15 protein-coding genes and 1 riboswitch are annotated in these 16340 nt (G+C 40.9%); of the genes, 2 read left to right on the forward strand and 13 right to left on the reverse strand.

Annotated features, from left to right (window positions below):
• Nucleotides 1–26: 26 nt before the first annotated feature.
• Entirely contained in the window at nucleotides 27–935 is a 909-nt protein-coding gene (locus ABUA31_RS03760) for a TlpA disulfide reductase family protein (protein WP_055223721.1), read from the forward strand.
• 153 nt (nucleotides 936–1088) lie between these two features.
• Here ABUA31_RS03760 and ABUA31_RS03765 read toward each other — a convergent pair whose 3' ends face one another.
• From ABUA31_RS03765 to ABUA31_RS03780, 4 genes are all read right to left on the reverse strand, one after another.
• Complete coding sequence (locus ABUA31_RS03765; RefSeq protein ID WP_349818442.1) at nucleotides 1089–1913, reverse strand: hypothetical protein; 825 nt, start codon at nucleotides 1911–1913, stop codon at nucleotides 1089–1091.
• A 583-nt stretch (nucleotides 1914–2496) separates the two neighbouring features.
• Nucleotides 2497–3837 (reverse strand): MATE family efflux transporter, encoded by a 1341-nt coding sequence (locus ABUA31_RS03770; RefSeq protein ID WP_349818441.1) that lies wholly within the window; start codon nucleotides 3835–3837, stop codon nucleotides 2497–2499.
• 180 nt (nucleotides 3838–4017) lie between these two features.
• Nucleotides 4018–6225 (reverse strand): glycoside hydrolase family 36 protein, encoded by a 2208-nt coding sequence (locus ABUA31_RS03775; RefSeq protein WP_055143885.1) that lies wholly within the window; start codon nucleotides 6223–6225, stop codon nucleotides 4018–4020.
• 240 nt (nucleotides 6226–6465) lie between these two features.
• Nucleotides 6466–7749 (reverse strand): adenylosuccinate synthase, encoded by a 1284-nt coding sequence (locus tag ABUA31_RS03780; RefSeq protein ID WP_004849677.1) that lies wholly within the window; start codon nucleotides 7747–7749, stop codon nucleotides 6466–6468.
• Between the two features lie 408 nt (nucleotides 7750–8157).
• On the opposite strand from ABUA31_RS03780, the gene ABUA31_RS03785 reads away from it, so the two are divergent.
• On the forward strand, nucleotides 8158–9036 hold the full coding sequence (locus tag ABUA31_RS03785; RefSeq protein ID WP_055223716.1) for a LysR family transcriptional regulator: 879 nt from the start codon (nucleotides 8158–8160) through the stop codon (nucleotides 9034–9036).
• A 71-nt stretch (nucleotides 9037–9107) separates the two neighbouring features.
• Here the strand turns inward: ABUA31_RS03785 and ABUA31_RS03790 are convergent, their stop codons facing one another.
• The 9 genes from ABUA31_RS03790 to ABUA31_RS03830 all read right to left on the reverse strand — a co-directional run bounded on the left by ABUA31_RS03790 (nucleotide 9108) and on the right by ABUA31_RS03830 (nucleotide 16279).
• Entirely contained in the window at nucleotides 9108–9773 is a 666-nt protein-coding gene (locus ABUA31_RS03790; RefSeq protein ID WP_349818440.1) for an HAD family hydrolase, read from the reverse strand.
• Nucleotide 9774: 1 nt separating this feature from the next.
• A complete protein-coding gene (locus ABUA31_RS03795; protein WP_004849666.1) occupies nucleotides 9775–10974 on the reverse strand; it encodes a cation:proton antiporter in 1200 nt (399 codons plus the stop codon).
• 86 nt (nucleotides 10975–11060) lie between these two features.
• Nucleotides 11061–11145, reverse strand: a riboswitch (Fluoride riboswitch).
• 4 nt (nucleotides 11146–11149) lie between these two features.
• The gene (locus tag ABUA31_RS03800) at nucleotides 11150–12526 is read right to left on the reverse strand and encodes a sodium-dependent transporter (RefSeq protein ID WP_349818439.1); all 1377 of its coding nucleotides are present in this window, start codon (nucleotides 12524–12526) and stop codon (nucleotides 11150–11152) included.
• A gap of 396 nt (nucleotides 12527–12922) precedes the next feature.
• Entirely contained in the window at nucleotides 12923–13150 is a 228-nt protein-coding gene (locus ABUA31_RS03805) for an AAA family ATPase (protein WP_349824055.1), read from the reverse strand.
• Nucleotides 13151–13297: 147 nt separating this feature from the next.
• Entirely contained in the window at nucleotides 13298–14110 is an 813-nt protein-coding gene (locus ABUA31_RS03810; protein ID WP_349818438.1) for a hypothetical protein, read from the reverse strand.
• A gap of 23 nt (nucleotides 14111–14133) precedes the next feature.
• Nucleotides 14134–15279 carry a DUF3800 domain-containing protein gene (locus ABUA31_RS03815; RefSeq protein ID WP_349818437.1) on the reverse strand — a complete coding sequence of 382 codons (1146 nt, stop codon included), beginning with the start codon at nucleotides 15277–15279 and terminating at the stop codon, nucleotides 14134–14136.
• Between the two features lie 42 nt (nucleotides 15280–15321).
• A complete protein-coding gene (locus ABUA31_RS03820) occupies nucleotides 15322–15546 on the reverse strand; it encodes a hypothetical protein (protein WP_349818436.1) in 225 nt (74 codons plus the stop codon).
• 48 nt (nucleotides 15547–15594) lie between these two features.
• Nucleotides 15595–15885, reverse strand: a complete 291-nt coding sequence (locus tag ABUA31_RS03825; RefSeq protein ID WP_349818435.1) for a hypothetical protein — start codon at nucleotides 15883–15885, stop codon at nucleotides 15595–15597.
• A 22-nt stretch (nucleotides 15886–15907) separates the two neighbouring features.
• The gene (locus tag ABUA31_RS03830) at nucleotides 15908–16279 is read right to left on the reverse strand and encodes a hypothetical protein (RefSeq protein ID WP_349818434.1); all 372 of its coding nucleotides are present in this window, start codon (nucleotides 16277–16279) and stop codon (nucleotides 15908–15910) included.
• Nucleotides 16280–16340: the final 61 nt, after the last annotated feature.

A 16340-nucleotide genomic window follows, 5' to 3' on the forward strand; every position in this document is an offset into this window, starting at 1 on the left:
ATTATTATTTAAAGGAGCAATTATTTATGAAGACAAAAAGAACATTAATATCTATTATCACTCTCTGTGCAGCATTATCTCTCACAGCATGTAACGGATCAGGATCTGCCACCACTGAGAATTCACAAAAAACCCAGACAGAATCCACCACTGAAGCTGTGGACAATTCCAACACAAAGCTGGATGATCTATATCAGCAGGAGAACCAGATCTTTGCAGATCACCAGGATGTATGGAACAAGGCATTTGGCATGGCGAATAAAAGCGATGCTGATCCAAGCGGAAATTATGCCGATTATCTGGCCGGCATAATAGAATCGAACAAGGAATCCTTTACGGATGATGAACTGAAAACACTTAACGATGATATCGAAACTATCAGACAGATTGAAAAGCAGATAGATGAAATCGAAAATAAAAACGCAGGATCAGAAAGCACCGACCAGAACGACAGTTCCGAAGAAATCACGCCTTTCAAGAGTTTCTCCGGCAAGAATTTTGACGGTAATTCTGTTGACGAAAGCCTGTTTTCCAATAATGCAGTAACTGTCGTTAATTTCTGGTTTACCGGCTGCAAGCCTTGTGTCGCAGAATTGTCCAAGCTTAATGAATTAAATGATGCCATCAAATCGATGGGCGGCGAGGTAATAGGTATCAACACAGAGACATTTGACGGAAACGAAGATGCTATCAAGGAAGCCGCAGCCGTTCTTGACAGCCAGGGTGCAAAATACCGCAATATCTCCGTTGACTCTGATTCCAGCATAGGCAAATATGCCTCCGACATCATGGCATTTCCTACAACCATACTAGTCGATAGAAATGGTAATATTGTCGGAGAGCCTATGCTTGGAGGGATCGACGATCAGGCTAACTACGACTCTCTCATGAAACAGATCCAGTCAGTGATCGACGCTGATAACAAGGATAAATAATTATAGTTGACTTTAAATTGAATATACTAATGAAAGGACAAGAAGCCTTTCTGCTTTTTAAAAAAAGGTCATCTGGTTTTCAAGAAACCAGATGACCTTTTCCCGTGCAATAAAATTTCATATGCTTACTCCCTTCTTTTTGCCCCCCGTCTTTTACACTTCGATTCCCATCGCACGTATTGCGTTTAAATTTTTTTCTGCACGTTCTGCTTTTAATCGTGCAATCTCATTTTTAGTTATTTCATCTGAAAAAAATTTTTCATATTGTTTAATATCATCATTGTATCTTCCTTCACACCTAAGCAATCTCTCCTTTCCTTCCTTTTCTGTCATCTTTTTTTCTGAAACAAGTTGCATCACTCTCCTATTTGCCTCTTGGAAATCATTTTGTACTTTTGCGCTGTAAGATTCTACATCTGGATACTTTGCTGGCAAAATAAATGCATCTACATTACATTCTGTTTCTAATCTGACTTCCAACTCATCAAAGCCATATAGTTCCAAATAATCCACACAAGTCTTTAAATCCACCACCTTGTCAAATGCAGGAATTACATAATGCTCTATGCCAGTCATGGCAAACGCAATCTGTTCTCTGAGAGAAGCTTCATCTCCCTTTTTGATGATATAGTCAACTCCCGGCTGTTCATTCTCGTAAACCGGTATTCCATTTCGCTTTGCCGTAAAATACATATCTAGCTGTGTTGTATTTATCCAATCCATGCTGGCATACACAGACCGGTTCAGATTGATCTCCGGGCGGTATATACTGCCGACCGCACAGTATACCTCAAACCGTTTTTCTTCCAACTGCGGCGACAACGCCTGCTCCAGCCGATAGTTGATGACTTGAATAATCTCGGGAGTTGCCATCCTCACAAAGTGCGGATACCTCCCCTTTACTTTCTTGAACCCATGCGGCTCCAGCGTTTCCTTAAACGCCGCTTTAAGACTCTTGTCCACTTCCAATGTTCCCATTTCTCTTTCTCGCACACAACAGATGCACGATACCTCCTTTTCGTTAAATTTAATTAAAAAACGGAGTAAATACTGATGCACTCAGTGTTTACTTGACAAGCTCCAAACGGTCAGAAGCTGTATCTCTGACAAATGATTCCTGATATCATGGCGCATGCCGAGAACATTACATATAAGATTAATCAATTATATATTAAGACAGATAAACAACGCGCTGTTTATCGCATAAAAAACAATACATACTCCTACAACATGTTTCTTATCCGAATTCTCTCCCTGAAAAAACATGTCTGTAAGCTGCTTAATCAGATATATTCTGAACATGTTGCTCATAATCAAATCAATATCCAAGAATAATAAATCAATCGCATTCCCATCAGCCCCTATAGTTAAACAAAGCATTTACATTTTAGATTGTATCACCCATACCATCTTAAATCCAATGCTTTGTAGTAGGCTGCTAATCAGAACCGCCGCCATCATCTCCACTTTCAGATAAGCTCCGAGTATCACACCCGGAAGATGTATTCCTCAATGATTGCCGGTACTATTGCAAAACAGACATCCCTTTGCACCAAACCGATCATTCGCCAATTGCTTTATCAACCGGCCACGACTTTCTGAGAGCCATATAAGAGATCAGAAAGTTTGCAAGCCATCCCGCCGGCACCGCAAGCCAGACAAATTCGATACCAAAACGGGGCGCATAAATCAGGGCAACTGACAGACGGATCGCTAAGTTGACCATATTTGCAATGAGAAATGGGCGCATGATCCCAAGTCCTCGAAGAACCCCATCGGTTGCCATCTTGATTCCCATGAAAATGAAAAAGTAGCCAAGCCATCTCATATAACCCCCAGACACCTGATATGCCAAAGCGGTTCCATCTTTGCCAAGGAATAAAGATGAAATCTGAGTATGCAGTGTTTCAATGACTATAAATGCGATGATCGCAAAGCACATATCCAACACCAGCGCAGCCCGATATCCTTTTTTGATACGTTTGATTTTCTTTGCACCAAGATTCTGAGAAACATATGGTGAAACTGCATTTCCAATGGATACAAATATCAGTGAAAAAACATTCTCTACCCTCATCGTTGCTGAGTAACCTGCAAGCGCCTGTGTGCCGAATGGATTTACAACTGCCTGAACGATCATCATACCAATCGACACTGTGGACTGCTGAAGAACCGATGGTACGGCAATTCTAAGCATGGAATGTAACTCGTGCCTGTCAAACCAATCAAAACGGCCTTTATATTGACGCATCCGCCAAAGAAAAATCAACAGTGAAAACACTGCGGATATTCCCTGAGCAATGAGAGTTGCAAGGGCTGCACCGAAAACGCCAAGGCCGAGGCCTGCCACCATCCAAAGATCCATAACAATATTCAAGACAGAAGAAAATATCAAAAGGCCCAACGGTATCTTTGATTCACCGATTGAATTGAACATTGTTGAAAGAATATTATACATAAACAAAAATGGAAATCCGGCAAAATAAACACGAAGATACAGCACCGCTTCATCCAGTATGTCAGCAGGTGTCTGAAGCAGCGTCATCATCGAACGTGAAAAGATAAGACCAAATACACCCAAAAGTATGCTTAGGATCATAAAACTTATCAGCGATGTTGATACTATTGTTTTCATTTTACTATAATCCCTAGCTCCAAAATAGCGGCTCACAAGCACGCCCGCACCTACGCCGGCACCGAGTGCCACACAAATGAATACATTTGTAAGGGCGGCACATGCGCCAACAGCCGCAAGTGCAGATGATCCGACATACTGGCCAACTATTATTGAATCAGCCATATTATACACTTGTTGAAAAAAGCTGCCCAAGATCATAGGCATTGCAAAAACAGTCAGCGCTTTAAGCGGTGCATCTGTGATCAAATACTCATCTTTTGACATTATGTTATTCCTCCAAATTGAATATTAATCCACTTGTCCTTATTTACAACAAATACCATTTTTTAAATTCACAGCCAACAAATTCTGCGTCCTCTATTGTTTCATTTTCCAGTATCACATTTTCAAACATCTACAAGTGGAATCTATAAAATTCAAAACGATGAATCAGATTCCGCCTTATTAAACAATCCCCTTTCTTAATTCAAAAAGTCTTGCCATAACAGGCTTTTTAAAATGCACCGTTAATACATTTCCTTTGAATTCAAAATCAACCGGTTCCTTCTTAGGATAAATGCAGGATACCTGCATATCGTCTCTGATAAAAGGAATACTGTCCAATGGTATGGATAAACTATCATCTGTGCAGTTTATGCCGGCTTTCATGTACCTGTCATTATTTTTTCCTTCCATTTGCCGCTTCCATACTGCAAGATATGCTTTGTTTTCAAGCTGAAGGCCTCCGCATACCCACATATCCTCATTGTCAGCAATATCAATCGGCCAATAAGGTATCGCATATTTGATATCCTGACGAATCGTCTTATAACAGGCAATTCCCTCTTTCACTAATGCAAGACGTTCCGGCGGAAGTTGTGCCAGATGACCACTCTGATGAATACGAAGCAGCATGGCATTTATCATATTATAAATTACTTCTTCCTTGTCTCCCTGGCGCATCGGATACGACCAGACTGCCGCCTGTTCCGGAGTAACTCCTGCCACAGCATTTGCTGCTATCGTCGCATAATTCCGGTAATCTTCCTGATCCGATGTAGACTGGATACTATATCTGGAGAGCAACGCATAATCAATGCGAAGGCCTCCGCTGGAACAGTTTTCAATTACCAGATCCGGATAACGTGCAAATACATCATCAAGCCAGTTTAGATATGCTTTTTCATGTTCAAGCAGTCCCTGCCCCACACTTTCCGCGCCAAGTTCAGTACCTATGCCCGGTTCAATGTTATAATCCATCTTGATATATCCCACTCCGTAATCTTTGACTACCCGATCGATCACTTCATTGACATGTTCGATGACTTCCGGATTCCTAAAATCGAGCTGATATCTGCTACGGTCATATACACGCTTTCCATGACGGATAAAGAACCAGTCATCCGGAGCATTCTTTGCTTTCTCACAATTGATTCCCATCACTTCAAGTTCCAGCCAGACGCCCGGTATCATTCCCTTTTGACGAATGTAATCTGTTACTTCTTTAATTCCATTCGGAAAACGCTCCCTGCTTTCCTGCCATTCGCCGACACTGTCCCACCATTCTCCGGGAGCATACCAACCGGCATCTATCACATAGTATTCACAACCGCATTCCGCAGCCGCATCAATCAGCGGAAGTTCTTTCTCCGTTGTCGGATCACCAAACAGGCAATTCATATAATCGTTGAAAATAACCGGTAAATTCTCATCATCTTTATTTGGTCTTCGAATCATACGGCGATATTTTGTCAGCTCACCCATTGCTTTTTCAAAGCTGTCATCTGCCACACCCACAGCAACCGGTACCGATTCAAATGATTCGCCCGGCGCGAGATTTTTGAACCAGTGAGACTGTACTTCGGTCGGTCCGCTGACACAGACATAAAAATGCGTATTCTGATCACTGATCTCATAATGCCAGGAACCGTTATGTTCAATCTGCCAGAATAAGCTTGTATGTGCCTCTGTATTTTCTACATACCCTAATGGTAAATACTTCTTCGTAGACCAGTTTCCGGTATTCGATACTTCAAGCACCTGTGAAGTACGCTGGTATACCCCGGGTTGTGTTTGCGCCAGTCCTACATCTCCGAACTTATATTCTTTGATACTCATCTCTTTCTGCCATCCATTATAAGGAATGCGCACTCTCATTTTCGCATCGGAATTGCTTTTTCCCTCTTTTTCAATTCCTGTATAGCAAAATGAAGATAGATATTCCAGACACTGTGTACTATCGCCTTCATTGATTACTTTATTGACCATACGAACGATAGAAGTGCCCTTATAAAACTGCATTCTTGTTTCTACGCGGACATGTGTCTCTTCCTTATCTTCCTGATAAATGGTTATCTTACGTCCAATCTCATTCCAACTGTCTTCCATCCCCGCATAGGTCAATAAATATCCCGGTGCTGTACAAATATGTTTATTTCCATGCTTTTCATATGGGCGATTATATCCGGCAAGGTTTACCTGTACAAGTTGAAAAGCCTCATCGATAAATTGCTCTTTTCTTACCAGATCTTCTGCCTTACATTCCTTTCCAAATTTGCAAATATCATTTTCATCAAATTCTGCTTTTGAAAAATGCAGCAATTTGATCTGATTTTTATCTGTAATTCCAAATACAATATGAATTCCGTTTTCATTGATTTTGATGTATTTCATTTTTCTCCTCCATGCAATAAATTTGCAATATGCTTTTTTTGCACATCGCCCTATCCACTAGAACTTTTATCGGAAAGCCGATAAAATAATCATAACAAATATAATCTTATTCTACAATCTCCTTACACCACAAATAGAAATCCATTTCCAACAACAAAAGAGACACTCCCTAATAATCTCTTACTGGAAAGTGTCCCTGTTATTTTTCTGTTATTTGATTTCCCTGTGAATCAGGTCAAATTACTTTGCGTTTCTGTAGATGATATCGTTTCTTCCCGGACCGTTTGAAATCATGGTGATTGGGAATCCGATATGCTCTTCAACGAACTCGATGTACTTTCTGCAGTTCTCTGGAAGATCCTCGTACTTCTTGATTCCTCTGATATCTGTCTTCCAGCCTGGAAGTGTCTCATATACAGGCTTTGCTTTCTTGAGTTTTGATGTTGTTGGGAAGTCTGTTGTAACCTCACCGTCGATATCGTAGCCTACACATACCGGGATCTCATCGAGATATCCAAGTACATCAAGTACTGTAAATGCAACGTCTGTTGTTCCCTGGATACGGCAGCCATACTTTGATGCCACACAGTCGAACCAACCCATTCTTCTAGGTCTTCCTGTTGTTGCACCAAACTCACCGCCATCACCGCCGCGGCGTCTGAGCTCATCTGCCTCGTCGCCAAATATCTCACTTACAAACTCGCCTGCTCCTACTGCGCTTGAGTATGCCTTACATACAGTGATGATCTGCTTGATCTCGTATGGAGGTATACCTGCACCGATGGCACCGTAAGCTGCCAGAGTTGATGATGATGTAACCATAGGGTAGATTCCGTGATCCGGATCCTTCAGTGAACCAAGCTGACCCTCAAGAAGGATGTTCTTGCCCTCCTTGATCGCCTCATAGAGGTATGCTGATACATCACATACATAAGGAGCAACCATCTCCTTATACTCCATGAGTGTGTTGAATATATCATCAACCTTTAAGAGTGGCTTGTGATACAGGTTCTCAAGAAGAACGTTCTTCTGTACTATAACTCTCTCGATCTTCTCCTTCAGTGCTTCCTCATCAAAGAGCTCGCTTACCTGGAAACCGATCTTTGCATATTTATCTGAATAGAATGGAGCGATTCCTGACTTTGTTGATCCGAATGACTTACCTGCAAGTCTCTCCTCCTCGTATTCGTCGAAGAGAATGTGGTATGGCATAACCATCTGTGCTCTGTCAGATACAAGGATCTTAGGCATTGGTACATTTCTGTCTGTGATGGACTTTATCTCCTTGAAAAGAAGAGGGATGTTAAGTGCAACACCATTTCCAATGATACTTGTTGTGTGACTGTAGAACACTCCTGATGGAAGTGTATGTAAAGCAAATTTACCATAGTCATTGACAATTGTGTGACCTGCGTTGGCACCACCCTGGAATCTTACGATTATGTCTGACTCCTGGCCTAACATGTCTGTGATCTTACCTTTTCCTTCGTCGCCCCAATTGGCTCCTACAACCGCTCTTACCATAATACTTTTCCTCGCTTTCGCAGCATTTTGAAATATTTTCTGATATCCGTATTGTGGCTGTTCAAATGTTTCTGCCTATACATAATATTTATAAGCAGATCACTCACAATACCTTTTCATTATAACACTATAATGTCATAAGTAAAATCAATATTATTTATATTTATTATAAGTGTATCTTATATTTATCTTTACATTTTGTAGAAACCAACATAAACTGTAAATATAATGGATTTTGTCCACCTCAAACACCATTTTACTTATATTATATATGCATAATTTTTTAAGCAAAATTATTTCAATCGTACCATTATAGAACGGTAAAAAGTTCTGAATTATTTTGCAATAAAACATATTGTTGACACACACATATTAAACGATCTCTATTGAATCTGGAGGAAATTATAAATGAACATAAATTTCGAATATTACAAAATCTTCTACCATGTTGCCAAAGCATCCAGCATATCCGCCGCTGCCAGGGAACTGTGTATATCCCAGCCAGCCGTAAGTCAGGCGATCAAAGCTCTGGAACAGGCGATCGGCATAGAACTGTTCATCCGAACCAAGAAGGGCGTCTCACTGACAAATGCCGGAGAACTCCTCTACTCCCACGTTGCAGCGGGATACGAATCCATCTCCCTGGGTGAACAGCAGCTCTCACAGCTCCTCCACATGGAGACCGGTGAGATAAGGATAGGTGCAAGCGATATGACACTACAGTTCTATCTCCTGCCATATCTGGAGCATTTCCACCAGCTATATCCGGGGATCAAGGTTCATGTCACAAATGCTCCGACTCCCAGCACGATAAATCATCTGCTATCAGGCAACATAGACTTCGGTATCGTCACCAGTCCTCTTCCCGCCGATCCTCACATGGAGATCAAGCAGGCAAGGGAGATTGAGGACATCTTCATCGCCGGACCAAGGTTTTCATATCTTCAGGGCAAAACTCTGGATTACCACGAGCTTGACGAGCTTCCGATCATTTGTCTGGAGCATGACACAAGCACACGCGCATATGTCGACACATTTCTGAGCCATGAGGGCGTGACTCTGCAGCCCGAATTCGAGCTTTCTACCAGCGATATGATTGCCCAGTTCGTCATGAGAAATCTCGGCATCGGCTCCATCATGGCAGACTTCGCCCAGAGCTATATAGACCGCGGCGACCTGTTCCGCCTGCAATTTAAAAAGCCCATACCAAAGCGTCACATGTGTATCATCAGTGACAGGCGCCGTGGTATGAGCGTTGCTGCAAATAAACTTATGGAGTTGTTGTAAGAATCATCCCCACACCCATATACCATAGTAAAATAGAGCATGTTCGTCCATTTGAACACGCCCTATTCTTATCACATATTTCTATAATCTGGAATCAGTTCATCGCACAGCCCTGTCTTCTCAAGCAGTTCTCTTGATGAGTCACCATAGATTCCCACTATATATCCGGCTCCGGCTGCCGCCGCTGCCCGGATTCCCGACGGTCCATCCTCTATGACCATGGTCTCTCCCGGCACTGCTCCGATACGCTCCATGGCCCGGATGTACATATCAGGAGCCGGCTTAGCATTCATGGTTCCATCGTCGTATGCGCACAGCGTTATGTCAAACCATCTTCCGAGATCAAACTCTTTAAAATAGAATGCGAGATTTGTCATATTTGACCCTGTGGCTATGTTCATATTTATCCCCTGTTCCTTAAGTTTATCAAGGTATGCCACTAGACCATCCACCAGCTTGAAGTTTGCAGTATCTTCCATGTACATCTCTCTGTACATAGCCTCTTTCTCCTCGGTAAGTTCAAGTATCCTCTCCTCGGTGAGCGTACACTTTCCCATGAGGTATTCCAGAATATCCTTGTTCGTGTGCCCCAGCACATGATGCTGAAACTCCTCCGTGCTCATCTGTCTGCCAGCAAGCTTCTCCGCATAATCCTTCCATGCTATCTCATGATACTTTCCGTCAAATATCATTGTGCCGTTCATGTCAAATATAATGTTCTTTATCTTATTATTCATCTTATTCATCCTCACTAAGCAAATGCTTGTATGTTCCGTCTATTCCTATCGCTCCAAGCGGCGCAGTCACCACGATCGCCAGCACAGCAACCGACAATACTATATTACCACATGCCAGCCCTGCCGCAAGCGGAACTGATCCGATGGCTGCCTGAACTGTAGCCTTCGGAAGATACGCGATGACACAGAACAGCCTTTCCTTCCATGTAAGTGATGTATGTGCCACGCAGATCAGAACACCAACCATTCTAAATGCCAGTGCGACAAATATCATAAGGAGCGCCGGAAGTCCTGCTGCCAGGGTGTATCTGATATCCACAGCCGCACCCACAAGCACGAACAATATGACCTCCGCCGCAAGCCACAGCTTTCCAAATTTCTGTGAGAGTCTTCCCGACACCGACTCTGGACATTTGAGTTTCAGGACACATGCCATAGCCACCACCGCAAGGAGTCCCGACACCGACACCTTTCCCTCAAGCCATCCCTCTATCGCTATAAGCAGGAACGAAAATCCCAGCACGATGATGACCTTCATGCTGTTTCTCACGCAGTGTTTCCTTGCATAGGAAGTCTCAAAGAACAGATAAAGTCCATATCCAACGTCCACGCCAAGCAGTACTCCAAGCACGATGGATATTGGTATATTCACGAAATCCATGACATGAGCACTTCCGCCCTGCGCCATGCTGAGAAATGTGGTAAAAAGCACTATGACAAATATATCATCGCAGGACGCCCCCGCAAGTATCATCTGCGGAATCGCCTTGTCAGTTCCGTACTTTTTCTCTATGAGATTCACCATTCTCGGAACAACGACCGCCGGTGATACCGCGCCTAGCACCGCGCCCATGACCGCTGCCTCTGTGCGGTTTATTCCAAGTATAACTGGTGCGCACAGTATGTATCCGATGATCTCGAATGATGCCGGAACAAATGATAGCAGCACCGCCGAGCGTCCCGACTTCTTCAGATCCTTAAGGTCAAGGGACAGTCCTGCCTTGATAAGTATGATGATAAGCGCTATCTTTCTGAGATCCGCAGATATGGACAATATGGACGGATCAAGGAAATCCAGCACATACGGGCCAAGAACGATTCCCGTCGCCAGCATTCCTATGATGCGCGGCAGCTTAAGCCTCTGACAGATGGCGCCCATCGCCAGTCCGACTATGAAAATGAGTGCAAGTGATGTCAACATGATAGACAATACCTCCTTAATTTAGCAAATGTATCAAAGCATTTTCTTCTTATGGAAACAAAAAAGCTGACACTTCTGCGACAAAAATAATCGTAGAAGTCATCAGCTATATTAGCAGTTTAGGTTGCCCATTCAGGTTTTCCAGAGGAGAACCTCATTCCCTTTTATAATAATTCTACATCTTTATCCAGCCAAGTGCATTTGCAACAGAGCTGAGCAGGATAATGATGGCAAATACAGGGCAGAGATATTTGATCATGACTACAAATACCTTCTTTCTCCTGAAGGCACTCTCGCCGTGAATTATCTCATCCTCTATCTTATCTATTCCAACTACCCTTGACACAAGCAGGCTTGTGAGGAGTGCCGCTATAGGCATCATCACCGAATTGGTGAGGAAGTCGAACAGGTCAAGGAACTGCATGCCTATGATCTTGATTCCTGCCAGCGGGCCATATCCCAGGGATGACAGACTTCCAAGCGCAAGCATAATAACTCCCACAAGCACCGTTGCCTTCTTTCTTCCCCATCCAAGCTCATCCTCAAATGTTGACACTGCACTCTCCGTAAGTGCTATCGAACTTGTAACCGCTGCGAACAGCACAAGAACAAAAAACACAATACCTATGACAGTTCCAAATCCCATGTTCTGGAATACTTTTGGAATAGTGATAAACATCAGTGATGGTCCGGCCTGAAGGGTATCCGGATCTCCCCCAGAGAATGCAAATACCGCCGGGATTATCATAAGTCCCGCCATGATCGCTATACCAGTGTCGAATATCTCTACATTTCTGGTCGAATCCTCTATCGCCGTATCTTTCTTCATGTAAGAGCCAAATGTTATGAGTATTCCCATGGCAATGGAAAGCGAGTAGAACATCTGCCCCATGGCAGCAACCACTGTCATCCACGAGAAGTTCTTCACATTTGGCACAAGGAAGTATTTTACTCCTGCAAGTGCACCCGGTCTTGTCACGGAATATACCGCAATGATGACTGACAGAACGATCAGTATAGGCATCATGATCTTTGACACCCTCTCTATTCCGTTCTGCACACCGGCAAATATAATGATAAGTGTAAATGCACAGAATGCCATGAAACACAGCTCCGTTGACACACCATTTGATATGAAATCGGTGAAATATCCATCCTCAGCCAGCAGCTTTGCATTTCCTCTGAAATACTCCACCAGATATTTGATGACCCAGCCGCCAATAACCGAATAGTACGGCACTATAAGCACAGGTATAACGGCATTTATCCAGCCGCCAAACGACAGCCATTTCTTCTTTCCAAATGATTTGAATGCTCCAACCGGACTCTTTCTCGTCATTCGTCCGATCGCCGTCTCCGCAACTATCATAGTATAACCAAATGTAAGTGCAAGCACGATGTATATTATGAGGAAAATTCCCCCGCCGTACTTTGCCGCAAGATAAGGGAATCTCCATATATTTCCAAGGCCCACAGATGCACCTGCCGCCGCCAGCACGTACCCCAGCTTGCCCGAAAATGAACTTCGCTTACCATTCTTCATATCTTCCATATACCTTCACCATATTTTACCTGGAACTAATCCCCGTAATCTTTCCTTCCACATTTATTTGCATATACATGTGATTCTAACATGACCCGAGAGGAAAAGCCACTATATATTTGAACATCATCCAACCAACACTATTGTCACAAGAAAACATACACCATACAGCAACCAAGTAATTGTATTGTTCCAAGGGAAACTCTTTTCTGGATGATTAAATGCAAACATTATTTTGGATAGGCACCTGTGGCGCAAGGGGAAACTCCCCTTGTCCGAAATCTCTGATTTCGCTGTATTTCCCGGATTGAGATTTCTCAAAACCGGGCATGGCACCGCAGGTCGCACGATACAGGCAGATGGAATTGCCTGTATAGAAGCGCGCTCTTAGCTTTGCTAAAAGAATTATATTTCTGTTTCACCGCATATTTTATTAAGTGCTATAGGTGCTGTACCTAACGAAACAATATACTCATCTACTGCCTCTTTATTAAAAATATACTGTGAAATTTCATTCCAAATACTCTTTCCGATAATAATTCCGGTTAGTGCCAGATTTATAGCTTCTAGTATTGTAGACTTTCCCGCTTCATTATCTCCAACAACAATATTTAAACCTTCTTCAAGAGTAATTTAAAATCTTTATAGCATTTAAAATTATGAATTTTGACTTTTCTAATAAACATTTTATATCTCCTCATATTGCTCATATGTATTTCTGCCAAAAACAACATCTTCTCCCATCATGAGAAATATACCATATTACCTATTCCTATACACTTACATATAAATCCAAGATTTCATCTCTATTTTTTCTTCTAAAATAATATTTCTGCTTTTCTTCCCATTGCCACCGACTTCATATACCACCATATGTATATACTGCTTGTGCTCTTTCTTTTGATATTTTGTCAAATATATGCCTAAATTGTAACCTCCACTCACCTTTCTCTTTATTTCCTTATCCAAAATCTCAAAGTACTTACTATTATTATTTATTTTCTCTTTTACAATTTTGCTCATTGGAGAGTCAAACAAAAAAGTGTGATAAATTGGTATTGTTTCCTGATATCTAAGCATAGCATATGGTATATTGTACTTATTTACTGCTTTATAACTATACGCATGAGATTCCATAAAAACTTCATACATATGTTCCATTACAGAATTCGGTATATTAACACCTACAATACCTCTAATATCCTGCTTTATCCTTCTCCAATTCTTTTCAATAATTTCTTTTATTTCCTCGGACTCTTTTGTTTTTGTTCTTATTTCCGTGTTCCCCAATGGTGATGGCTTATATAATGAGCAATTTTTCATCTCAGCCTCATTCCAATACGGAAAGCCTTCTACCGCTCGACCTGTATGTTTCCCATAAAGAGTTACTTTATGGGTTACATTCTGCATCATTTCTTCCCCATACATATTGACAATCTGAATTGGATTTCCACATTCAGGACAAATCGCATACAAAGAAAGTCGTTTATCCTTATTAGTTCTGTAATAAGGATAATCATGGCATGTCTGTTTTTCAAATTCATCTACTGAAAGTTTCAGTGCCTTTCCTTTTTCTATTGCAAAAACATCCATATCATCAAACCTCCCGATTCAAACTATTTTTCTTTTCTGCTCTTTACCATTTCGAAAAATCTATTAAGTATTCCTATCCCATCCCCAGGACCAATCGAACATAAAAATCCAGGATTCTCCCGATCAGCTTCCATACGTAGCTTATCAATCAGTAAAATATTTTCAACCTGAAGCTTTGATAAACCTTCAACATCTCTTCTACGCTGATTTACACTTGTGGAATTTATGTACTTAAACAGTTTTCCTAAAATTCCTGCTACTACATCCGATAACTGCACGAATATGTCTGTCTCAGATTTCACAAACTTGAAATTATCTGCCATATTCTCCCCCATTGCTATCTGCTTTTTTACTATGTCCTGTACTGTCGTTTCCTCATCAAATATGTGCCTTGACTTCTGATATTTTCGGATAGGGTCAGCATAGAATTCCGCATAGTTTTCCTGCATAACATAATCATCGTTATCATGTAAAAATACTAATTCATCACTCTCTGCTGCCCTGGCAAGCATTCCTGCTAGAAACTTTTCCTCTTCCTTCATTTCTCTCCTGCTCCCGAGCAAGAACAGTAAGTCATTACAAAATGCTTCTACATCCTCCCGCTGTATATTGGGGTACTTATATTTGAACATCAAGATTTGTAATGCGTCTGCTTTCCCTTTAAACATATAATAAAATACACTCTTCATTTTAAAATAGTCATATCCAAATTCACTTATCTCATCAGGTTTTACAATGGAATCGAATATTTCAACAAGTGTATAAAATAAATTGTTCACATTAGTGTAATGAATATAAAAGGGCGATTTATCTATCCATGATAAAGTTTCAAATAATCGTCTTTCATTCACACACTGTAAAAAATCACCTTTTGCATACAGTTTTTTAAACTTAATCTCTTCTACATTTGCTTGCAACTTTAATGGTTTGCGGAATGTTTCAAGCGAAGCTTCTACTTTTTCTTCCTCTTTTCTTACTAACCCTGCGAGCACAAAGTCAGCTGTATGATCCGTATTAAACTGCTGCTTACTGTCATCAACCCAAAACTTTCTGCAATTGTTGCTTTCATCATAATAGAATACATACTTTGTTTGGTTGTTAATTCCCCACATATCACACAGTTCCTGTTGCATGGTAACTAATGGATCTATATTCTTTTCTCCCTCCATTGAATGAATACCTCCCAAATCTTTATATTTTCAACACAAAACTTAAATTCCATTGTACTTACTCATTAATCCCTCTATTTTTTCCTTATCCAGAAAAATCAAGTTATTCTTTAAAGGGTATTCCGTCACACCTTCTATTATTTTTTTCACTGCATTTTGCGTAAATTTTCCTGAAATCGCAATAATAACTTTAGATATCCTTACTTTATTTCTTGAATACACATCATAATATGGCATTGAAAAAGAGTCTTTCGCTTGTTGAATCAATTCGTTAATCTCTCCCTGAGCACCACCAGATACATCTCCATACTTTACCTACACTCCATAATACTCATAATCATCAAATTCTGTTCTGCGTGCAAATGTAATATCTTTTCCAAATTCCTTGTTTCCATGATTATATTTTACATTTGCAAATCCCAACTTACGAAACAATGGAAGTAATATCTTAATTGTAAATTCATTTTCTTTTGCACAATCATCTATTTTAGAAAACGGAGAACCTAAAGTAATATCTGTTGCACCTTCTATTTTGCAATATATCTGTTCCATATTACTCAGCAATTCACTCATATCATCCGTATAAATTTTTGTACTATATGCCAAATGGATATAAGCTCCATCATCATCATAGTTTTCTAAATGGATATCCCCCTACCTCTTTTGAACGCTCTTCTATTACATCCCTTTTTGTCTCCATATATAGTTTAAGTCCTATTGGTCCATCCCAATATTTTCTAGTAATAAGTTCATCATAAATAACCTGAAACTCATTTTTACCAACTTTTACAAAAGTCATAGGAACAGATACCATTATTACTGAAGAATCTTTTGACTCACATATTTCAATTTGAAAATTATCCGGAATATCCTCAACTCTTATTTGTTTTAATACAGCTTTTGGGATAATTGCCCTTTCTTCATCTTCAACATATTCTTCTCCATCTATCACCAAAGAACACATATCATCTTCTTCATTAGAATACACAACCGTTGCCATTTCTCTGCCTCATAACTTTATATCCATATTTCTATATCGGAATATATTATCTCCTTACATA

It is taken from the genome of Coprococcus sp. RTP31081st1_H1_RTP31081_211007, from assembly GCF_040227275.1.
Classification (GTDB): domain Bacteria; phylum Bacillota; class Clostridia; order Lachnospirales; family Lachnospiraceae; genus Coprococcus; species Coprococcus aceti.